Source organism: Ureibacillus endophyticus (assembly GCF_003628435.1).
Taxonomy (GTDB): domain Bacteria; phylum Bacillota; class Bacilli; order Bacillales_A; family Planococcaceae; genus Ureibacillus; species Ureibacillus endophyticus.
Genome location: NZ_RBZN01000016.1, coordinates 47,280 through 68,909 on the forward strand (window position 1 = coordinate 47,280; position 21,630 = coordinate 68,909).

General features: G+C 35.3%; 24 protein-coding genes and 1 rRNA gene. 3 read left to right on the plus strand and 22 right to left on the minus strand.

All coding sequences use genetic code 11. The features are described from left to right. Position 1 precedes the first annotated feature (1 nt). The 9 genes from D8M03_RS08420 to D8M03_RS08460 form a co-directional block, all read right to left on the minus strand. Entirely contained in the window at positions 2 to 775 is a 774-nt protein-coding gene (locus tag D8M03_RS08420) for an enoyl-CoA hydratase/isomerase family protein (RefSeq protein ID WP_121214324.1), read from the minus strand. Beyond that, a complete protein-coding gene (locus D8M03_RS08425) occupies positions 775 to 1,077 on the minus strand; it encodes an EthD family reductase (RefSeq protein ID WP_121214325.1) in 303 nt (100 codons plus the stop codon). Before D8M03_RS08425 ends, D8M03_RS08420 begins: the two co-directional genes overlap by 1 nt. Positions 1,078 to 1,094: 17 nt before the next feature. After that, positions 1,095 to 1,589 carry a 1,2-phenylacetyl-CoA epoxidase subunit PaaD gene (gene paaD, locus D8M03_RS08430; protein WP_121214326.1) on the minus strand — a complete coding sequence of 165 codons (495 nt, stop codon included), beginning with the start codon at positions 1,587 to 1,589 and terminating at the stop codon, positions 1,095 to 1,097. A gap of 15 nt (positions 1,590 to 1,604) precedes the next feature. Beyond that, positions 1,605 to 2,393, minus strand: coding sequence for a 1,2-phenylacetyl-CoA epoxidase subunit PaaC (paaC, locus tag D8M03_RS08435; protein ID WP_121214327.1), 789 nt, complete (start codon positions 2,391 to 2,393; stop codon positions 1,605 to 1,607). After that, positions 2,390 to 2,737, minus strand: a complete 348-nt coding sequence (gene paaB / locus D8M03_RS08440; protein ID WP_121214328.1) for a 1,2-phenylacetyl-CoA epoxidase subunit PaaB — start codon at positions 2,735 to 2,737, stop codon at positions 2,390 to 2,392. The genes paaC and paaB overlap by 4 nt, the downstream gene beginning before the upstream one ends. Positions 2,738 to 2,750: 13 nt before the next feature. Next, positions 2,751 to 3,701, minus strand: coding sequence for a 1,2-phenylacetyl-CoA epoxidase subunit PaaA (paaA, locus tag D8M03_RS08445; RefSeq protein WP_121214329.1), 951 nt, complete (start codon positions 3,699 to 3,701; stop codon positions 2,751 to 2,753). A gap of 77 nt (positions 3,702 to 3,778) precedes the next feature. Next, positions 3,779 to 4,018 (minus strand): ferredoxin, encoded by a 240-nt coding sequence (locus D8M03_RS08450; protein ID WP_121214330.1) that lies wholly within the window; start codon positions 4,016 to 4,018, stop codon positions 3,779 to 3,781. Between the two features lie 27 nt (positions 4,019 to 4,045). Further along, positions 4,046 to 5,056, minus strand: a complete 1,011-nt coding sequence (locus D8M03_RS08455) for an NAD(P)/FAD-dependent oxidoreductase (protein ID WP_121214331.1) — start codon at positions 5,054 to 5,056, stop codon at positions 4,046 to 4,048. After that, positions 5,053 to 6,387, minus strand: a complete 1,335-nt coding sequence (locus D8M03_RS08460; RefSeq protein WP_121214332.1) for a phenylacetate--CoA ligase family protein — start codon at positions 6,385 to 6,387, stop codon at positions 5,053 to 5,055. The genes D8M03_RS08455 and D8M03_RS08460 overlap by 4 nt, the downstream gene beginning before the upstream one ends. 424 nt (positions 6,388 to 6,811) lie before the next feature. Here D8M03_RS08460 and D8M03_RS08465 point away from each other — a divergent pair, with 424 nt between their 5' ends. After that, the gene (locus D8M03_RS08465; protein ID WP_121214333.1) at positions 6,812 to 7,237 is read left to right on the plus strand and encodes a PaaI family thioesterase; all 426 of its coding nucleotides are present in this window, start codon (positions 6,812 to 6,814) and stop codon (positions 7,235 to 7,237) included. Between the two features lie 155 nt (positions 7,238 to 7,392). Here the strand turns inward: D8M03_RS08465 and D8M03_RS08470 are convergent, their stop codons facing one another. From D8M03_RS08470 to D8M03_RS08490, 5 genes are all read right to left on the minus strand, one after another. Beyond that, the gene (locus D8M03_RS08470) at positions 7,393 to 8,124 is read right to left on the minus strand and encodes an ABC transporter ATP-binding protein (protein WP_121214334.1); all 732 of its coding nucleotides are present in this window, start codon (positions 8,122 to 8,124) and stop codon (positions 7,393 to 7,395) included. Next, on the minus strand, positions 8,117 to 8,914 hold the full coding sequence (locus D8M03_RS08475; protein ID WP_121214335.1) for an ABC transporter ATP-binding protein: 798 nt from the start codon (positions 8,912 to 8,914) through the stop codon (positions 8,117 to 8,119). Before D8M03_RS08475 ends, D8M03_RS08470 begins: the two co-directional genes overlap by 8 nt. Further along, positions 8,911 to 9,966 (minus strand): branched-chain amino acid ABC transporter permease, encoded by a 1,056-nt coding sequence (locus D8M03_RS08480; RefSeq protein WP_121214336.1) that lies wholly within the window; start codon positions 9,964 to 9,966, stop codon positions 8,911 to 8,913. Before D8M03_RS08480 ends, D8M03_RS08475 begins: the two co-directional genes overlap by 4 nt. 11 nt (positions 9,967 to 9,977) lie before the next feature. Further along, a complete protein-coding gene (locus D8M03_RS08485; RefSeq protein WP_121214337.1) occupies positions 9,978 to 10,859 on the minus strand; it encodes a branched-chain amino acid ABC transporter permease in 882 nt (293 codons plus the stop codon). Positions 10,860 to 10,938: 79 nt separating this feature from the next. Beyond that, the gene (locus tag D8M03_RS08490) at positions 10,939 to 12,168 is read right to left on the minus strand and encodes an ABC transporter substrate-binding protein (RefSeq protein WP_121214338.1); all 1,230 of its coding nucleotides are present in this window, start codon (positions 12,166 to 12,168) and stop codon (positions 10,939 to 10,941) included. A 590-nt stretch (positions 12,169 to 12,758) separates the two neighbouring features. Here D8M03_RS08490 and D8M03_RS08495 point away from each other — a divergent pair. Then, entirely contained in the window at positions 12,759 to 13,667 is a 909-nt protein-coding gene (locus D8M03_RS08495; RefSeq protein ID WP_121214339.1) for a LysR family transcriptional regulator, read from the plus strand. Between the two features lie 132 nt (positions 13,668 to 13,799). Here D8M03_RS08495 and tatC read toward each other — a convergent pair whose 3' ends face one another. The 3 genes from tatC to D8M03_RS08510 form a co-directional block, all read right to left on the minus strand. Then, entirely contained in the window at positions 13,800 to 14,627 is an 828-nt protein-coding gene (gene tatC / locus D8M03_RS08500; RefSeq protein ID WP_121214340.1) for a twin-arginine translocase subunit TatC, read from the minus strand. A 20-nt stretch (positions 14,628 to 14,647) separates the two neighbouring features. Continuing rightward, entirely contained in the window at positions 14,648 to 14,857 is a 210-nt protein-coding gene (locus D8M03_RS08505) for a twin-arginine translocase TatA/TatE family subunit (RefSeq protein ID WP_121214341.1), read from the minus strand. A gap of 79 nt (positions 14,858 to 14,936) precedes the next feature. Then, a complete protein-coding gene (locus D8M03_RS08510; protein WP_097072378.1) occupies positions 14,937 to 15,569 on the minus strand; it encodes a redox-sensing transcriptional repressor Rex in 633 nt (210 codons plus the stop codon). A 198-nt stretch (positions 15,570 to 15,767) separates the two neighbouring features. Between D8M03_RS08510 and D8M03_RS08515 the strand changes: the two genes are divergently transcribed. Continuing rightward, positions 15,768 to 17,711, plus strand: a complete 1,944-nt coding sequence (locus tag D8M03_RS08515; RefSeq protein ID WP_121214342.1) for an ABC-F family ATP-binding cassette domain-containing protein — start codon at positions 15,768 to 15,770, stop codon at positions 17,709 to 17,711. A 653-nt stretch (positions 17,712 to 18,364) separates the two neighbouring features. Here D8M03_RS08515 and tsaD read toward each other — a convergent pair. The 5 genes from tsaD to rrf all read right to left on the minus strand — a co-directional run bounded on the left by tsaD (position 18,365) and on the right by rrf (position 21,481). After that, a complete protein-coding gene (tsaD, locus tag D8M03_RS08520; RefSeq protein WP_121214350.1) occupies positions 18,365 to 19,375 on the minus strand; it encodes a tRNA (adenosine(37)-N6)-threonylcarbamoyltransferase complex transferase subunit TsaD in 1,011 nt (336 codons plus the stop codon). Further along, positions 19,372 to 19,818: a ribosomal protein S18-alanine N-acetyltransferase gene (rimI, locus tag D8M03_RS08525; RefSeq protein WP_121214343.1), complete on the minus strand. Its 447-nt coding sequence runs from the start codon at positions 19,816 to 19,818 to the stop codon at positions 19,372 to 19,374. Before rimI ends, tsaD begins: the two co-directional genes overlap by 4 nt. Before the next feature lies 1 nt (position 19,819). Continuing rightward, entirely contained in the window at positions 19,820 to 20,524 is a 705-nt protein-coding gene (gene tsaB / locus D8M03_RS08530) for a tRNA (adenosine(37)-N6)-threonylcarbamoyltransferase complex dimerization subunit type 1 TsaB (RefSeq protein WP_121214344.1), read from the minus strand. Continuing rightward, complete coding sequence (tsaE, locus tag D8M03_RS08535; RefSeq protein ID WP_121214345.1) at positions 20,521 to 20,976, minus strand: tRNA (adenosine(37)-N6)-threonylcarbamoyltransferase complex ATPase subunit type 1 TsaE; 456 nt, start codon at positions 20,974 to 20,976, stop codon at positions 20,521 to 20,523. The genes tsaB and tsaE overlap by 4 nt, the downstream gene beginning before the upstream one ends. Positions 20,977 to 21,365: 389 nt before the next feature. Next, a 5S ribosomal RNA gene (rrf, locus tag D8M03_RS08540) occupies positions 21,366 to 21,481 on the minus strand. Between the last annotated feature and the right edge of the window lie 149 nt (positions 21,482 to 21,630).

Below are 21,630 nucleotides of genomic sequence, written 5' to 3' on the forward strand. Positions count from 1 at the left end.
GTTATCGCCCCTTAAACTGTGGTTTGCGCTTTTCTACAAAGGCTTGCATACCTTCTTTTTGATCTTCTGATGAGAATAGTAAATAGAAGTTTTTCCGTTCGTACTGCATACCTTCATATAATGAATAATCAACCGCTTTACTTACCGATTCTTTAATTAAACGTATAGAAAGTGGTGGTTGATTACTAATTGAGCTTGCAATTTTCAACGTTTCTTCCATCAATACTTCTCGTTGTACGATTTTATTGATGACACCATATTGAAGCGCTTCTTTTGCTTTAATTCGATTTCCAGTCCAAATCCATTCTAAAGCTTTTGTACGTCCAACAAGTTTTGTAAGTCTCTGAGTTCCCCCTGCACCCGGCATAACACCAAGAGTCACTTCAGGAAAACTAAACTCAGTTCCCTCTGCAGCGATTAGCATGTCACAACTTAATGCAAGTTCAAAACCACCGCCAAATACAAAACCTTGAACTGCTCCAATAATTGGTTTTTTGATTAAAGAAATTCGATCCCAATCTGCAAATTGATTTAATAGTTCAAGTTTAACCGTGTCATCATACGCCATCTCATCAATATCGGCTCCAGCTGAAAAAGCATTCCCACGACCTGACAATACGATGACACGGATATCTTCATCACGATCAAAACTTTCTAATGCTTCAACAATTTCGCGCACCATTGTACGATTCAATGCATTATATTGTTTTGGTCGATTTAACTCTATTAAACCAATAGTAGATTGCTTGGAAGTTTCAATGAATTCAAATGCCATTAAGCATCTTCACCAATCATTAATGTAACGATATCCCCAGCAAAGCTCATTAAATCTTTACCAGAAGCTTTCCCTTCTTCCGAGCGCATACCATTTTTTAGATCTTCCATGCTGTCATAAATCATTTCACACATTAGATAATAAGGGGATTCTTTTCCCATAGGTGTTCCTGAAAACTTTGTTACTTTCATTTCACGTAGCCCAGGAATTTTTTTAGTAATTGGTGCATGTACCTCGAAATAGTGTTGATCAAATGCCGCCGGGTCTTGTGGCTGTCTATAAAGTGCGATTAATTTAGCCATAATTAACTCTCCTTTTTTTACATTAATGTTGATATAGGCTTCATAGCTTCAAATGGGTTCTTACAACTTTTGCAATATAAAATACTACGACATGCAGTAGGTCCGAATAAGTTTTCCATCGTTACATATTCGGAATTACAATATGGACAGTTTACGTGCCATGAGCCGTCTTCTTCTAAGTATTTTGGTGGTGGAGCAATACCAAATTGCTTCAGTCCTTCTTTTCCCTTTTCAGTGATTCTGTCGGAAGTCCAAGGAGGGTTGAAAATAAATTGAACTTCCACAGAATCTACATTCTCAACCGTTTTGACAGCACGTTCGATATTTCCTTGGATTATGTTTAGTGCAGGACAGCCAGAAAACGTTGGTAGCATTTTTATCGTGACATGCTGACCATCTATTTCTACTTGCTCTACCATCCCTAAATCAAGAACACTCACCGTATCAATTTCGGGATCTTTTATCGTGTCAAGCACTTGATAGATTCGATCTTTAGTATCTACAGCTGTCATTCTTTCCCCTCCTCCTTACCAAGCTGCTGTTAAGTCTGTTCGATATACCTCGGACATTGTGTTAATAGCATCTTGTAGTTCTTTTGTATGTTCTCCGTTACGCCCATTACGTTCTGGCTTACCGAATGTTGGAACAGCAACTTTAATAGTTTCAAACACTGGTTTAACATATTCAGTCCAACGATTTAATAGAACTTGTTCTGATTCAATTAAACTAGCATTTGTAATTTCCGTAGCTGCATCACCATATGAGAATAAATCGCCGCAATCAGCAATTACTTTTTCTAGAGCTTTTGTCATACGATTGCGAGCATCTTCTGTTGAATTAAATAATTGTACAAACCAAGTTTTCCAGTGAAGTAAGTGATAGTATAATTCCATACTAATTTTCACTGCTGCTTCTGCTAAAGATTGGTCAGAACTTGATTTTAGAGAATCTATCTTAATCTTTTTAGCTGTTGTATAAATATAGCTTCTCGCCACTGCGTATGCCCAATCATAGCGTGGAGTTTCCATATAAACCCCTTCACCATTTGGACGCTCTACTAAAATACTATTTTTACGTTCAGTTGCAGGACGCATATGTGCAAGTGTATCAGCTACACCTAAACCTAAACCTTCAAGTAAACGATAGTATACTGTTGCGTGACCCATTGTATCTTGTGTAATAGAAGAAAATGCTACGTCTTCTTCAATATGTGGCGCTAATCCTAACCATTCTGAACCACGATATGAAAATAGATAATCATCATCTGCTAATTGGAATAATAGTTCCACTACTGGATTCTCATATTTTTGTGTCATTTTTTCTGACCCCCAGCCCAAGATAAAATTTCTTTTTCGTCAAACATACCTTGTTCATATTGGCGCCACTTTTTACGTAAATAACCATAACCTTTTGTTAATCGATAGTCTTTGTTATCTAAACGCTCAACCATTTGACGTTCTTCTTGGTTTAATCCGCGGATGTTATCACGTTTAACTACCCATATATCAGCAACCGGTTCACGGCGCATAAAGTTCTCTTGTGCCATTACAATCGCAATGTCTTCATTTGGTGCTAACAAGCTAAATTGATGTTGGAACGGTGATGTTTTTGTACGACGACTAAACACTTCAAATTCTTGATAGAATGATTCGTTACCCATCTTTATTTCCCCCTTATCCGATTCGAGCACTTAATGCTTCTCTTACCCATGCATTATCATCATAAGAAGTACGGCGAAGTTTTAAGCGTTCTTGTGATTTTGGTCCTTCATTACGTTGAATTTTCTTGAAGTTCTCCCAATTTGGTTGTTGATAAATCCATTTTTCAGTTTCTTCATCAAAACGTAATGTTGGATCTGGAATTGTTAAACCGATTGATTTAATACGTGGAACATATTTTGATAAGAACCCTTGACGTAATTCTTCGTTTGTATTAATTCGGATTTTATATTTGATTGTAATATCTTGCTTTGTAGAACCAGTTGTATCGCTTGATGGTGGTCCGAAGAAGAATAATAATGCTTCCCACCAACGATTTAAGGCATCTTGAACCATCTCTTTTTGCTCCGGTGTACCTTCTGCAAGAGCTAAAATAATCGCTTCACCATGTTGAGCATGGAATACTTCTTCTGCACAAATACGTTGAAGTGCACGTGCATAAGGAGCATAGGATGCATTTAACATATTTGTTTGTGTGATGATTGCTGCACCATCTACTAACCAACCAATTAGTCCTGCATCACCCCATGATTTTGTTGCCATATGGAATACGTTATGGAATTTTAAACGTCCAGCAAATAGGTCTTGCATTAAGTCCTCACGATTTTTACCTAAAGGCTTAATTAAATCTTCTGCTACACGAAGTAATAGCTGACCGTGACCCATTTCATCTTGCACTTTCGCCATGATTCCTAGCTTACGATAAAGCGTTGGTGCTTTTGGTACCCATTCTTTTTCAGGTAATGCACCCATAATCTCACTAATACCGTGCATTGAAATTAATTTAATCAATGCTAAACGGTACTCTTCTGGCATCCAATCATCTGCCTCGATTTTGTCACCTCTAGCAATTCGCTCTTCAAATTGAGCTTGTAAATCTTTTTCCAACAATACATCAGCTGTCATTTTTACACCCTCCTATATAACATATTTATCAACAAACACTTAATTTCAGTTATATTAATGACCAAAAAAATATTTAACTAAATTTCTTGTAATTCAATCGGTTGACTAGATACTTTAATAGAATCTGTTGGGCAACCGCTCACTGCATCCTCTAAGTCATCATAAAGGTCTTCTGGTACTTCTTCGATTCCTTGATTATCATCTAGCAGTACGAACGCAATACCTTCATCATTATAGTCAAAGATTTCTGGCGCACAGGCACCACAAGAACCACATGCGATACATGTCTCTTGATTAATTCGAGTGTATTTTGCCATTTGATCCCCTCCTAATATATGAATCAATTACACGAATTGTTTTTTATTTTCCATTATGCTAGTGCTGTGTAAAGGCTGCACTTTTGAGGATGGGTCAATGTATACTTTTGCATTACTTATTGCTGCTGGTGCTTCACCAAATCCAGTTGCAATTAATTTAATTTTTCCTTCATACGTACAAATATCTCCTGCTGCAAATATACCTGCTATATTCGTTTCCATCCGTGAATTAACAACAATAGAATTTTTCTCAATTTTTAGACCCCAATCCTTAATTGGTCCTAATGTTGAAACAAAACCAAAATTAACAATTACATCATCAACATCTTTTAATAATGTTTGGCTTTCATCTTTCGCATGGTTTAAAACCACTTGGTCAATTTTATCTGTACCAATCAATTTGCTTGGAACGTAAGGCGTTAACACTTCAACTTTTGAAGCAAGTAATTTTTCCACACTATGTTCATGGGCACGGAACTTATCACGGCGATGAACTAATGTTACTTTACTTGCGACTGGTTCTAGCATTAAGGCCCAATCCACTGCTGAGTCTCCTCCACCTAGGATCATGACATTTTTATTACGGAATTTTTCTAAATCATTTACGAAATAATGTAAATTCTTATTTTTGAATTCATCTTCACGCTCTATTCCAAGAGGACGTGGATTAAAAGCACCATTTCCTGCAGTAATTAAAATAGTTTTTGAATAATGTGTATTTACGTTCGTTTTTATAACAAAAATGCCCTCTTCATTTTTTTCTACTGTTTGAACACTTTCACCTAAACAAACGTCTACTGGAAACGTCTTCATTTGTTTTTCTAAGTTATCAATTAACTGTTGAGCTTTTACTTCTGGGAAACCAGCAATATCATAAATATATTTTTCAGGATAGAGGGCAGACAACTGTCCACCCAATTGCGGTAAGCTTTCAATAATCTTAACGCTCATTCCGCGCATTCCACCATAGAATGCCGAAAACATCCCGACAGGTCCACCACCAATAATTGTAACGTCTATTATTGGTAGATTTGTCATCTTACCGCCTCCTCAACAAGTTCCTTACGATGATCAACAACACGAACAGCTTTCCCTTCTGATCTAGGTACACTTAATGGTTGTTGAATTGTTACTTCTACCGAAACTAAACAAGCATTTTTCAAATCATGCTGAACTTGTTTTTTCAGTTTCTTAACTGCATCGCTTTCTAAATTTCCTTCAATAGATTGATAGATGCTTGGTGTAAGCTCTACTCTTACTTCAAGAGCATCCATATTTCCTTTTTTCCATAGGTGAATTTGGTAATATGGTGCAAATTCATTCACTTTTAGTAGCTCACGCTCAATTTCAGAAGGGAATACGTTTACCCCACGAATAATGATCATATCGTCTGTACGTCCCTTTACTCGCGCCATTCTTGCTGTAGTACGACCACATTTACATTTTTCTCTAGTAATTGAAGTAATATCACCTGTACGATAACGAAGTAATGGCAATGCTTCTTTTGTTATACATGTAATTACTAATTCTCCATCTTCCCCATCAGCTACAGGTTGTAAAGTATCCGGATTGATTACTTCAAAGATGAAATGATCCTCAGCTAGGTGCAGACCATCCTGTGCTTCGTAACACTCAATTCCAACACCTGGACCCATCACTTCACTTAATCCGTAAACATCCATCGCTTTAATGCCAAGTTTTTTCTCTATATTTTTACGCATTTCTTCTGACCATGGTTCTGCACCAAAAATACCGTATTCTAAACCATTATCTTCTGGCGCAATTCCTAGTTCTTCTAGTTTTTCTGCGATGTTTAAAATGTAAGAAGGTGTTCCACCAATACCCCTAGGTTTAAAGTCATTTATTAATGTAACTTGACGGTCTGTGTTCCCACCGGAAATCGGTACAACCGCAGCACCTAACTTTTCAACTCCATGATGGAATCCTATACCTCCTGTAAATAATCCATATCCATATGCATTATGGAATATATCTTCTGGAGAACCGCCAGCCGTTACAACAGCACGTGCAATTAGATCTGACCAATTCTCAATATCATTTTTTGTATAACCTACAACTGTTGGTTTGCCACTTGTTCCGGACGAACCATGTATTCGTACAATATCCTTTTGTGGCACTGCAAATAATCCAAATGGATATTGATCCCTTAAATCTTTTTTCACTGTAAACGGCAATTTTCTGACATCTTCAATTGTTTTAATGTCTGAAGGTTTTATCCCCAGTTCATCTAACTTTTCCTTGTAAAATGGCACGTTATTGTAAACCCTTTCAACAGTACCTTTAAGACGAGAAAGTTGAAGTTCTTGCATTTTCTCCCTAGACAATGTTTCGATTTCAGGTGAATACATCATTGCCCCCCCTTTGATTTTTAAAGTGTTTACCCCTTTATATAACACTTTTATTGCGGAACGTATTTTTTTCGTTCTGTTCTCAAAGAATAAAATATTTACATAGAGTTGTCAATAAATTTTGAATATTTTTCTTCAAAATTACGAAAATTTTCTCTTATAAGTTATTTTTTTAGATATTTTCATAATTTTATGCAAAATCAATTATTATACAATACATCTTAGTACAGGCATAATACTAATAATGTATAGATTCTTTATGTAATTTATATATATCCTATACTCTCTAACTCAAAACAAAGAAACCTTACTATTCTTTTATTTTTCTTTGCGCCTAGATATGATCAATGATACATTTAAAATGTATTTCATATTTATCCACCACCGTATTATTTTTTATATACTTTTACAAAGGGGGATTTTGATGGCAAATAACTTGAGTACGCGTAAAGAAATAATCTTTAAAACACTTCAAGCTGAGCCGTATGCAAATTTTTTAGGATTCAAATTAATTTCAGCTGAAGATGGTTGTGCTGTTGCAGAGGTTATGCCTACGGAGAATATGTTAAATTCGCACGGCACTGTACATGGAGGGGTTATTTTTTCAATAGCAGACTTCGTATTTGCTGCTGCAAGTAACTCTTACGGTCAAATTGCTGTTGGCGTTAATAATAATATTAACTATCTCTCAGCTGCATTCCCAAATAAACTGTTACGAGCCGAGGCAAAGGAAGTTAGACGTACAAGAAAGTTGGCATGGTATTCGATTAAAGTGTTTAGTGAAGATGAGTTAGTCGCTACAATGGAGGCAATGGTTTACGTTAAAAGCGAGTATTTTGTGAAAGAATAATTGCTTTAGGATGGTATGGAATACAAAGGGGATAAAATTACAAATAATTATAATTAAATTCATATGATGGCTTTCCCCATTGGAAAGTCATCTTTTTTATTACACTCATTAAAAATAAAAAATGAACTTAGCGTCGACTAAGTTCATTTTTATATTTATACTTTTGCAGCTTCCATTTTACCAAAGTATGCTTCTTGTACTTTCGGGTCGTTTAATAACTCCTGAGAAGTTCCAGAAATCACAATTTGACCATGAGCTAATACACAGCCTCGATCTGCTACTTTTAGAGCAGCCTTTACATTTTGTTCTACTAGAATAATTGTCGCTCCACGTTCATCGCAAAGTTTTCTCAAAATCTGCATAATATCTTTCACAATTAGTGGTGCTAATCCTAGGGAAGGCTCATCTAACATAAGTACTTTTGGATTCGCCATTAATCCACGACCAATTGCTAACATTTGCTGCTCTCCACCTGATAATAATCCACCCGGTCGATTTAACATCGTTTTCAAACGTGGAAATAGTTCTAATACTTCTTCGTATTCATCGTGAACTTTCTTATGGTCACGACGATAACGATGATATGCTCCAAGCATTAAATTATCTTTTACGGAAAGTGAAGAGAAAATTTGTCTACGTTCTGGTACCAAGCATATACCGGAAGATACCATTTTTTGAACGTTCTGCTTCGTAATGTCTTTCCCCTTATACTCTATTGATCCACTACTTGGTCGATATACACCTGCTAACGTTCCAAGCAGTGTACTTTTTCCGGCTCCATTCGAACCGACAATTGCTAATAACTCCCCTTCAGAAAGCTCAAAATTGATACCATTTAACACGTGTAAATAGCCATGATGTGTGTGTAAATCAGTAACTTTAAGCATATGCTTCTACACCTTCTTCCTCTTCATCCCCTAGGTAGGCAGCAACAACTTGTGGATTTTGGTAGATTTCTTCTGGTGTTCCTTCACCAATCTTTACCCCATTATCAATAACAACGATAGAGTCAGAAATAGACATAACAGTTTCCATATCGTGCTCAACAAATAAGAAGGTCATTCCTTGCTCTCTCATTTTTAAAATAACTTCAACTAATTGTCTAGATTCTTCCGAGTTTAAACCTGCCATTGGTTCATCAAGTAGTATTAACTTTGGATTTGAGATTGCTGCACGTGCAATTTCAAGAAGGCGTTGACTACCATAAGGTAAACGATCTGCTATTTCATAAGCTAAATCACTTATCCCAACAGCTTCTAATGCCTCCATTGCACGTTCCATTGTTTTAACCTCTTCATTTCTAACACTTGGTAACCTTAATCCCGCGGTCAAAATATTTGTTTTCATTGTTATATGAGCGCCTGTCATAACGTTTTCAATCACCGTCATGTTGTCAAATACTTCTAAGTTTTGAAAAGTACGTGTAATTCCCATTTGAGCTATTTGATAAGGCTTTTTTCGATTTAAACGCTTCTCCTGGAAGTAAATATTGCCTGAAGAACTTGGCAACACCCCAGTAATCATATTAAACAGGGTTGACTTCCCTGCACCATTCGGCCCGATAACTGCAAAAATTTCTCCTTCTTCTACTGTAAAGGAGACATTATCTACGGCAACAACACCACCAAAAACCTTTGTTAAATTTTCTACACTTAGAATTGGTCTTTTGTTACTCATTTGTTGTCGCCTCCAGTCGCATTTACTGAAATAGTAGATTGTAATGCGCCATTTGTTGGCGTCTTTTTCTTAAATTTAGACATCAGTTTTTCAAATCTCGGTACTAAACCATCAGGCATATAGATTAATGTCAACACTAACAAAATACCAAAGAATACAATTTCAAATTGTCCACCTACATTCGGTAAAAGCAAAGGTACATAATGTTTTAAAATTTCATCAAGTAATACATACATAGCTGCTCCTACAATGGAACCCCATATATTTCCTTTTCCACCCATGATAACCATGATTAAGAAGAAAATAGATGTATTCGCTACAAATAAATCTGGATTAATAAATGATACGTAATGAGCAAGCAGTGAACCAGAAACGGATGCAAAAATAGCACTTAATACAAAGATTTGTAGTTTATAATTCATTAAATTAACACCTACAGCATCTGCTGCTATTTCGCTACCTTCGATTGATCTTAATCCACGTCCGATTCGAGAATGAATAATATTACGTGTAAATAATATTGCAAAGAAAACAAAGACCCAAATTAAATAAAAATAACTTTTATCCGTAATAAACTCATAGCCAAAGAGACTAATTGGTGGAATTCCAAAGAAACCATTAGAGCCTCCTGTAATAGAACTAAACTCTTTAAATAATGTATAAACGATGATACCAAACCCAAGAGTAGCAAGCGCTAGATAGTAACCCTTTAATTTAAATGTTGGAATACCTACAATTAAAGCTACTACTGCTGAGATTAAGGCACCTATAATAATTGCAATCCATGGATTTAACCCATAAGTACTTGTTAATACCGCTGAGGAATACGCCCCAATCCCATAAAATGCTGCATGCCCTAAAGATATTTGTCCTGCATATCCTGTTAAAGTTGTAAGACCAATACAAACAAGCGCATAAAAACCAATCATCGTTAAAATAGAAAATAAATAATTGGATGAAGAAACTAAGGGAATACAAAACAACACAGCAAATAAGATAATGGGACCCAAAATACTATTGTTATAAATTAACTTCAAACTTTTACTATTCATTATGAATCCCCCTATACACGTTTTCCAGAAGCCTTTGCAAATAGTCCCTCTGGCTTAACGAACAGAATAAGCAATAAGAATGTGAATGTGACAACATCTTTTAATCCTGAAGACCATAACCCTTCAGTAAACGCTTCAAGAATTCCAATTAAAAATGCTCCTGCTATTGCTGCTGGTGCGTTCGTTAAACCACCAATTACCGCTGCTACGAATGCCTTAATCCCTAGCATCATCCCCATATCATAAGTTGCACCTGAAATTGGCGCGATAACTGTTCCTGCTAATGCACCGACACCAGCACTTACGATAACCGCAAATAAAGACATCTTTTCAGGGTTAATCCCCATTAAACGTGCCGCAAATGGATTTACTACACAAGCAGTAAGAGATTTCCCTACAAATGTGTAATTGAAGAAATACATCATTAAAATTAATATGACAATCGATATACCTACAGCCCAAATATTTTGTGGCAACAACACTGCATCTAAAATTGTAATTGGCGTGTTATCTGTAAATGGAGGTAATGTTTGTACCTGTGTACCCCAAATAAGAATGGCTGCCCCACGTAGCACAATGGAAACACCAATTGTAATAATAATTAAAGTGGTTACCGATGACTTCCTCGCTGTATGAAGAGCCGTTCTTTCGAATATCCCTCCGATCGCCGCAACAATGACAATACTAAGGATAATCGCTAACCATAAAGGTACATTGTTATTAACCAGCGAAATACAAGTCAGTGCCCCTAGCATTGCAAATTCACCCTGGGCAAAATTTAATATACCGGTAACGTTATAAATCACAACGAAGCCAACTGCTATTAGTGCGTAAATTGCTCCAAGTGTTAGCCCTGAAAATAGCAGTTGCATCATTTGAGATAGTAATTCCATTAGGATCCCCCTCCATCAAAAAAATTTGAAAAATAATGAGCATTGGATGTTACTTCAATGCTCATTAGTCACTTACATATTATTTTTCAAGTACCCATTCACCATTTTGAATACGTACCATTTCAAAACTATCTGGAGCAAGACCCATGTGATTATCAGGTGTAATGTTAAAGATACCTGTAACACCAATGTACTCACCTAATTCATTTTCAATAAAGTCACGAATCGCTGCACGGTCAGTACCTTTAGACTCAATTGCCTTAACAGCGATATTGAATCCATCTGCTGCATACGTACCGAATGTACTAGCTGGTTTATTATATTTGTCTGTATATTGTTTGCTATAACTTACTAGCACATCTTTTTGTGGATTTGAATCTTCTAAACTATTTGCAACAAGTAATTTACCAGTTGGTAAGATTACATCATTAGCAGCATCACCTGCTACTTCAATAAATTGTTCTGTTGCAATACCGTGACTCGCTAAAATTGGTGCTTCTAATGCTAACTCACGGATATTTTTAATAACTACAGCAGATTCTTGTACTGTACCCCATACGATAATCGCATCAGGATTTTCTTTTTTAACACGAGTTAATAATGGTTTTGCATCATTTACTGTTGCTTCGAACTCATCTTCAATAACTGCTTCGATTCCGTATTCAGGTGCATACTTTTTAAACTCATCATGTCCACCTGTACCGTATGAGTTTGCAACATTTAACCATGCAACTTTCGTTAAGTTTTTATCTTTTAAGTATTGTAAAATACGCTCAACTGCTAATTGATCATCTTGTGGCATTTTAAATACCCATTTACGAGCATTTCCACTTTCATCGACATAAACTTGCTTACTTGCAGCAAGTGAAATATATGGAGTTTCATATTGTTCTGCAAGTGGTAACATTGCAAGAGCATTTCCACTTATTGTTCCACCGATTACAACTGTTGCTTCATCTTGTGTAAGCGCTTTTTTCATTGCTAAGATTGCTTGGTTTTGGTCTGACTTATCATCGTAAGTAATTAACTCGATTTGTTGACCATTAATACCACCTGCAGCATTCTTCTCTTCTACTAACATTTTAATTGTTTCTAGTTCTGGTTCCCCAAGTGCCGCAGCTCCACCAGATGATGAGAAGATACCTACGATTTTAATAGGTTCACCGTCACCACTAGGTTCAGTTGTAGCTGAATCTTCTTTTGCAGGTTCTGTTGAAGTTTCTTTTGTTTCTGATGCATTGTCTGAATTACATGCTGCTAAAAATAGCATAGTCATCAGTACAAACAGAGATAAGAATACTTTTTTCACTACAAAACACCCCTTATTTCTCTAATTTTTTTGTAAGCAATTATTAGCCCCTTTTCTAAATAATCGCTTACGGAAATTTGCTCCCCAATACAAAAACAAAAACAGCCTTTTCTTTTTGTACTGAGCAACAAACTAGCACTAAAATAGAAATATCATACATTAGTAAGAATTTTTCAGTTAAATTGTAGATATTCCATAAATATTGCTAGCTTATTTAGAAGATTAACATGTTTTACTAAATATTTTAAATACTTAAAAAATTCATTTTGTATAGATTATATACAAAAAAAGTATAAGACATTTCTAATCGTTATAAATAAATACAGTTATATAATTGCAGATTATTATATTTTAAGCACTGTCAGATTAACTAATTAAAATCCTATAAGACCAATAAAATCAACGTTTAAAAGGATTCTTTATTTTTCTAACACTTTAACAAATTAAACTAACTCTTATTAATTACAAAAAATAAACTACAAACAATAAAATGTTATATATTAAAATGTAATAAAATATGATATCATACAGATTAAATATGTAATTTTCAGAATACTGAATGAAAAAGGTATAGATTAAGGAGGAGCCCAATGGATTTAAGACAATTGAAGTACTTTGTCACAATTGTTGAGGAAGGTCAAATTACAAAGGCTGCTAAGAAGTTACATATGGCACAACCTCCCCTAAGTTATCAGTTAAAATTAATAGAATCAGAGCTTGGGTGTCAGTTATTCGATCGAAATGGACGTAATATGATACTCACTGAATCCGGAAGTATCCTCTACAAAAAAGCCAAATCATTGTTGGCTAATTTTGAAGAAACAATATTTGAAGTGAAAGAAGTTGGCAAAGGGATAAAAGGACTTCTGTCAATCGGCGTTGATCAAACTTGCCAAAACTATATAACTGATAAAATTGTAAGTATGAATAATGAATATCCCGACTTACGCTTCAAATTAAATGAAGGAGATACCTTTGCTTTAACAGAAAGCTTAGATCGAAAAGAAATTGATGTTGCTATTATTCAGCATCCTATAGAAGATGAGCGCTTCGATTCATTGATATTACCTGCTGAACAATACGTTTTAGTAACACCCGAAAAGTGGCAATTAGATGGCCCAATTGAAATGAAAAGCTTAAAAGATATACCATTCTTATCTTTTTACCGACATCGAAAATGTAACACGTATAAAATCATCATTGATGAATTTAGAAGACATGGTTTTACACCTAATATTATTTGCGATTGTATTGATTTAGCTATGATTGTAACCCTCATCAAAGAAGGTTTGGGAGTAACCATTTTACCGCGCAACAGTTTGGATAAGCTTAGTACTAACGGAATTAAAATTCTTGAATTTGTAGATTGTAATATTCAATCTCAGGCTACTATTATTTGGCCCAAAAACCGCTATTTATCCAAAAACGCTCGTAATTTTATTAGTATGTTTAACAATGCAACAACAGCGGACATGGAGAAAGATATTGTTACATTATAATTCCCTTCAGATAATTACGGGGCTCCCATTAGCGGTAGGTCACTTACAAATGAGCCCCATTTATCACGAATAAAAAAACACCTATGAGACGTTAAGAATCCCATAAGTGCCTTACAATTAATTTAATGTTGTTTATCCCTTTATATTCCGCATTTCCTCAATTTGACGGCGTTGTTCTGCTAAGGCTTGTTCAACCTGCAATCTTTGTTCTGCTTCTTTTTCCTCTTTTACTCTCAACGCTTCCGCCTCTTCGTATTTCTTGTATCCTATACGTGCGATAACAATACTAATTTCGTAAAGAATAAAGAGTGGAATTGCAATAAGTAGATTTGAAATCAAGTCTGGAGGTGCCAAAAGCACAGCCAGTACAAACAAAACGAAGTATGAGTATTTACGGAACTTAACCATAAGTTTTGGATTTAATAACCCAATCCTAGCTAAAAATAGTGTTACAACAGGCAATTGGAAAATTAACCCGAAAGGAACAACTAATTTAAATAGGAATGAAAAATATTCATTAATACCGATTGTTTGCTGAATATCGAGATCATTCGATAATTTCATCATAAAATTCATAACATTTGGAAACAAAATAAAGTAACCAAATGCTAGTCCACCAATAAACAGTATAAATGAATAAGGTATATATTTTAATGTTGCTTTACGTTCCGTCTCATGTAAACCGGGCGTAATAAATGCCCATAGTTGATATAAAATGATTGGGGACGTAATCACTAATGCTACAACAAATGTAACTTCTAAATAAACAGTAAGCGGGTCACCTACGTTAAACGCGTTTAGCGTCAATTTTTCAGCATCTTCATGTTGGATATATTTAATGATTGGTTCTGCTAAATAAAATCCCCCAATTAATGCTATTACAAAAAAGGCAGCACATATAAAGAGACGCTTTCTTAGTTCTTCAATATGCTCAATAACAGTGAGTTCTTTTGGATTCATACTAATGTGACATCCTTAACTTACTTGTTTTGTTCCTTGTGTTCAATGACTTTCTTTGTGTCATGATCATCATCATCGATTAACCCTTTTGTACCTTTTTTAAACTCACGTAGCGTAGAGCCAAATGCCTTTCCAAGCTCTGGCAACTTTTTAGGGCCGAAGATTAATAAAGCTACAATACCGATAATAACTAGGCTCACTGGTCCGATTGCATTTAAATGCACAACCATGATAGCCACCTCCTCTATTATATGTACATTTTAACGCATCTTGTCGTAATTTGCTAATATATAATGTGAACACTTTTCGTCAGTCACTATTTCGAATTAAATAAATCAATGCTTCTAATTCAACAGACAAATCGATATTCATTAACTTCATGGATTCAGGTACATTTAAACGTACTGGCGTAAAGTTCAGTATACCTTTCGCGTTGATTGCTGCAAGTCGATCTGTCATCACTTGAGCAGACCGTGAAGATACAGTTAAAATTGCAAGTTCTGCATTATATTCATGGTACATTTCCTCTAACCGATCTGGATGATACACAGGAATTCCATTCACTTCTGTTCCCTCATGTGGTGCCTTTGAATCAAAAGCCACTACAATTCTTGTATTATGGTTTTTTTGAAAATTGTATTTTAAAAATGCATTACCTAAGTTCCCTACCCCGATTAAAGCTACGTTTGCACCCTCGTCTTGGTCAAGTGTTTGTCTAAAAAACTCAAGTAAATAAAGAACATCATAACCGTACCCTTTTTTGCCAAGTGCCCCGAAATAGGAAAAATCTCTACGAATCGTAGCAGAATCTATTTTCATTGCCTCACTAAGTTCCTGTGATGAGATTCTTCTTTTACCTTCATTTGCGAAATTTTGCAAAAACCGATAGTACAGAGGTAGTCTTTTAGTTGTAGCTTGCGGTATTTTCATTTCCTGTTTCAAACCATATCCCCCTAACAATATAACCAATACAATAGCAATTTTATCATGATTAAAAGGCTGAACCTTATTATATTAATAAAGAAAATTTTATAGAAATCGTTATCATATTACTAAACATGTTGAAATAAGTAAAGTCTCCTCGTTGCGTACAACACCCCCATCCATTACACTAATGTTAGCGAAACAGAGGTGTAAAGAATGATTGTATTACAAGTAAATCAATTATATAAATCTTTTGCGACAGATGAAATATTAAGTGGTGTAAAATTAGAAGTTCAACATAAAGATCGTGTTGCTTTAGTAGGACGTAATGGTGCTGGAAAATCAACGCTACTAAAAATCATCGCTGGCCAAATGTCTTATGATTCTGGTGAGATTATCATACCGAAAGATGTAAAACTAGGTTACTTAGAACAACATACAGGGCTCGAATCAACATTATCTATTTGGGATGAAATGATGACAATCTTTGCTCCCCTTCGTAATCAAGAACAAAAGTTACGTGAATTGGAGCAGAAGATGGCGGACCCTGCTGTATACGAAAACACAGAAGTTTATAACCGTATTATGGCTGAATACGATCAACTTCAACATGATTTTAAAGATGCTGGTGGATATCAGTACGAAGCAGATACACGTTCTGTATTACATGGGATGCAATTTTTCCCTGAAGACTATAATAAACTAATTTCTTCATTATCTGGTGGGCAACGAACAAGACTTGCTCTTGCGAAACTCTTATTAAGCAAACCAGATTTGCTTATTCTAGACGAACCGACCAACCATTTAGATATTGAGACATTAAGTTGGTTAGAAAGTTATTTAAAGGGGTATGATGGAGCAATTCTAATCGTTTCCCATGACCGCTACTTCTTAGACCAAGTTGTTTCAATTGTATATGAAGTTAGTCGCCACCATGTATCTAAATATGTTGGGAACTATAGTGCTTACTTAGATCAAAAGGCAAAAAACTATGAACGAGATTTAAAATTGTATGAAAAAGAACAAGATGAAAAAGCGAAATTAGAAGCATTTATCCAAAAAAATATTGCCCGTGCCTCTACTACCAAAATGGCTCAAAGTCGACGAAAAGTATTAGAAAAAACACAATGGATGGACTCTCCTGATGGGGATGAAAAATCAGCAAATTTTGGATTCACCATTGATCGTCAAAGTGGAAATGACGTTCTTTCCATAGATGAATTAGCTATTGGTTATGAAGGAAATACAATATCAAAAAATATTTCGATGCGTCTATTCCGTGAAGACCGAGTTGCACTTGTAGGTCCAAATGGTGTAGGGAAATCAACATTACTAAAAACAATTGTAAAAGATTTACCGTTAATGCATGGAGATATTCGGTATGGTGCAAATGTTCAAATCGGTTATTATGATCAAGAGCAAGCAAAATTAACAGGCAACAAAAGCGTACTTCTTGAACTATGGGATGAATGGCCTTTAATGAATGAAAAAGATATTCGTACAATTTTAGGACGCTTCCTATTTAGTGGTGAAGATGTACTGAAACCTGTTCATTCATTATCTGGTGGTGAAAAAGCTCGACTTGCTTTAGCGAAACTTATGATGCAAAAAGCGAATTTACTTATTCTCGACGAGCCAACAAACCATTTAGATTTAGATAGTAAAGAAGTGTTGGAAAATGCACTAATCGATTATCCAGGCACATTACTATTTGTATCCCATGACCGCTATTTTATTAATCGAATTGCTACAAAGGTTATTGAAATGTCTAGTGATGGCTCCTTTGAATATTTAGGTGATTATGATTATTACCTTGAGAAAAAACAAGAATTACAAGAGTTAGCTGAAATGAAAGCAGCGGCTGATGCGAAAGAAATTAAGCAAGCTCCTACTGTAAAATCAACATCACAAATTGATAAAGATGCAAAAAAACGAGAACGTCAAATTCGTCGTACGATTGAAGAGCTTGAAAATGGGATGAATAAACTCTCAGAGGAAATAGCTCAGATTGAAGAACAATTGTGTGATCCTGAAATTTTCCGTGACCACGAAAAAGTATTGGAACTTCAAAACAAATTAGACAATGCCAAATCTGAACATGACGAAAAAGAAATGCAATGGCTTGAGTTAAATGAAGAACTCGAGAATATAAATTCTTAAATAAGGTAATATTAATTAGGCTGTGTTGAAAATCCTTAATTTTCTACACAGCCTTTTCTATACTCATTAAATAGAAGACTTAAAATCATTTTTTAGACATCTACCATTTATTATCGAAAAATAATTTACATATATCTTGGTCAATAGACAAATTTCGATAAAATTCCTCCACAAAATTATTCACATTACAAAACTAGTAATATCAACATATCAACAGACTTTTCCACATTATCCACATTTGAATTTTTAATTATTCACATCTATGTGTGTAAAAATCAACACTATATATAGGTTTATCACAAGTTACCCACAACTTATCCCCAGAATGTGCATAAGTACGAATGTTCGTCTTGACATTTTGATAAAAATATTAATAATCTGTGGATAAGTTTTCAGAAAAATCCCACAAAACTTAGAACTTTTAATAACTTAGCTTTTTTGTGGATAAGTGAGCATAGGTAAAAAATTTCGACAAAAAAAGAGTGTCTGAAAACTTGTTTTGAGACACTCTTTTGCGACGAGGATGGTGGCATTTTAATGTGACCACCGCAGGAGCAATAATTGCTATGAAATATTTATTAAAAAGCAAAGGGATGTCCAAAAAAATTTAGGACCCCCCTTTAATTACCTAGCACTTTATCTTTACTACCTTATTACCAACTTTTTAACTCTTTTCCTGGCACACCATTCATCGATAATTCCCCACGCACACCTGCTTCATACATATACGAAGCGGCAGCGCCAATCATTGCTGCATTATCTGTGCATAACTTTAGCGGAGGAACTGTAAATGCAATTCCTTCTTGCTCAAAGACTTGTTCCAAACTTGTCCGTAAACCTTTATTAGCAGAAACTCCACCTGCTGCAATGACTTGTTTTACATTATATTCTTTCGCTGCTCTCAACGTTTTTGTTGTTAATACTTCTACAACACTCTCTTGGAAACCTCGTGCAACATGTGCAGGGTTAATTTCCTCGCCACGTTGATCCATATTATGTTTATAATTAATAACAGCTGATTTTAATCCACTAAAACTAAAATCGTAACTATCCTCTAACCAAGCACGAGGAAACTCAACTGCTTCATCCGCTTCATGTGCTAAGCGATCAATATGTGGTCCACCTGGATATGGCATATTAAGTACTCTTGCTACCTTGTCATATGCCTCGCCAGCTGCATCATCACGTGTTTCCCCAATTACTTCAAAACTACCGTGTTCTTTCATTAATACTAATTCTGTATGACCACCAGAAACTACAAGGGCTAAGAGTGGAAATTGCATTGGTTGTACCAAAGCATTTGCATAGATATGACCTGCAATATGGTGTACCCCAATAATCGGTAAGTTATGAACAAATGCAAACGCCTTTGCAGCATTAATACCGATTAATAAAGCACCTACTAATCCTGGCCCTTCTGTTACTGCAACCGCTGTTAAATCTGAAGGCTGCATATTCGCCTTTTCTAAAGCTTCTTCAATTACTATGGTAATTTGTTCTACATGATGTCGTGATGCGATTTCAGGAACGACACCACCAAATCGTTTCTGACTCTCAATTTGTGACGCAACAACGTTTGAGATGATTTCTGTTCCATTACGAATAATTGCTGCTGCTGTCTCATCACAACTTGTCTCTATTGCTAATATTATTGTATCTTTCATTGTAAATTCACCCACATGACAAGAGCATCCTCTTGATTATCTGTATAATAACCTTTTCGTATACCGCCATCTTGAAATCCTAATTTACGATAAAGGTTTTGCGCAATTATGTTTGAAACACGCACTTCCAAACTTAATACTTCCACACCGCGTTCTTTTGCAACTTTTATTGCCTCACGCATTAATCCTTCACCAATCTTTTGACCACGAGCAGATTCGATTACCGCAACATTTGTAATTTGAGCTGAATCAATAATTACCCACATACCACAAAATCCAATAATATTACCATCATTAGCTTCTGCTACTATATAGTAAGCATAAGGATTCTCTCTCATCTCATAGTGAAAAGAATCAAGTGTCCAAGGTGTAGGAAAAGAAGCTAGCTCTATTTGATGAACTGCCTCCACATCTTCTGGTGTCATTTTTCGATAATGTACCATATTACTGATTTCCTCTCTTTTGTTCCTTGATCCATTCCGCTTCTGCTTGGGCAATACGATGATATTTTGGGACAAAAGAATGTATTTCTTCTACACTTGGTAACGGCTCATTTTGTACAAGTTCAATTAATTTTGAGGCTCTTGGTAATTGTAAACTTGTTGGAGCAAAGTAAGCTAGTTCTCCTAAGCACTCAACGATTTTTTCTTTAAAAATTGCTACATCCAATCCAACAAACATTACTGGTTTACTCATTTCCTTGAGTTTCTCTAATAATTCATCGATGGAAATATGTTGTTCTTCGATGACAGTTTCTGATAAATTCTCTGTATAAGAAGCTGCATATACGTTTTGTCTTCTTGCATCAAATAATGAGCAAATAATTCCATTAAATAATTGAGCATTTGCAGCTAACACTTTTAAGCTAGATACACCAACAACAGGTTTTTTTAATGACCACGCAATTGTTTTAGCAACTGTCACTCCAATTCGAAGTCCAGTATAAGAACCTGGTCCTTCCGAAACTGCAATTCCATCTATATCTGAAGGTTTTAAATTAACCTTTTCTAATAATTCTTGAATCGTTGGCATTACTGTTACTGAATGGGTTAATTTTAAATTTTGTACGATTTCTATTAATACTTGACCATCTTTTACAACCGCAATTGATAACGGTGCATTTGAGGTTTCAATTCCTAACCAAATCATTTTCCTAATAACTCCTCACACATTCTTTCGTAATGGGCTCCAAAAGGTTTTAAAACAAATAGCCTTCTATCCCCATCTTTCCGAAAAATCTCAATTGCTAACCGTTCATCAGGTAAAACATCTTCTATTAAATGTGCCCATTCAACTATCGTGACCGCATCACCAAAAAAGATTTCATCCCAACCAAGATCTTCGTCACTATCTTCTAAACGATAAACATCTAAATGATTAAACGGTAGTCTTCCTTCATATTGTTTCATAATAGTAAAGGTTGGACTATTTACAGTTCTCGTTATTCCGAGCCCTTTTGCAAATGATTGAGTAAAAGTTGTTTTTCCTGCACCAAGATCTCCCTCAAGTGTAATTGTATCTTGAGCACCAACTAATTGCGCTAAATTATTTGCCAAGTTTTGAGTCTCTTCCAATGAATTAATTTCTATTTGAAATTCCATAAACTATTTTCCTCTCACAATCACATTACCATTAGTTTACCTAAAGTATCACAAATGTTCAAAATGTAATACCTAAAATAAATGAATAAAGCACATCACAAGCCATTGTAGTGAATGTGATGTGCTCTTTATTCAGTAGTTTAATGACGTTTAGCGTAATGAATTTATAGATAATTCATAATCAATACTACTACTGCAGCAATTACAATAAAAAGTAATGTATATAAATTTCTACGATAGCGTTGCCGATTCATAAAACCACCTCTAGGAAAAAGACATTACTATCCCTAATAATATGCGTTTTCCTTTCCATGTGATTTTACTTTTGACTAAATGAACTCATTAAATCATAAAAAACCACCACTATAATTTAGTGGTGGTTTTTATTTGCCTAGCAACGTCCTACTCTCACAGGGGGAAGCCCCCAACTACCATCGGCGCTAAAGAGCTTAACTTCCGTGTTCGGTATGGGAACGGGTGTGACCTCTTTGCCATCATCACTAGACCACATATTTAGTTGAAAGAAGCTTGTTCTCTCAAAACTGGATAAAGACATTGACTAACGACCATTCAAGTTAGTGGTTAAGTCCTCGATCGATTAGTATTCGTCAGCTCCATGTGTCGCCACACTTCCACCTCGAACCTATCTACCTC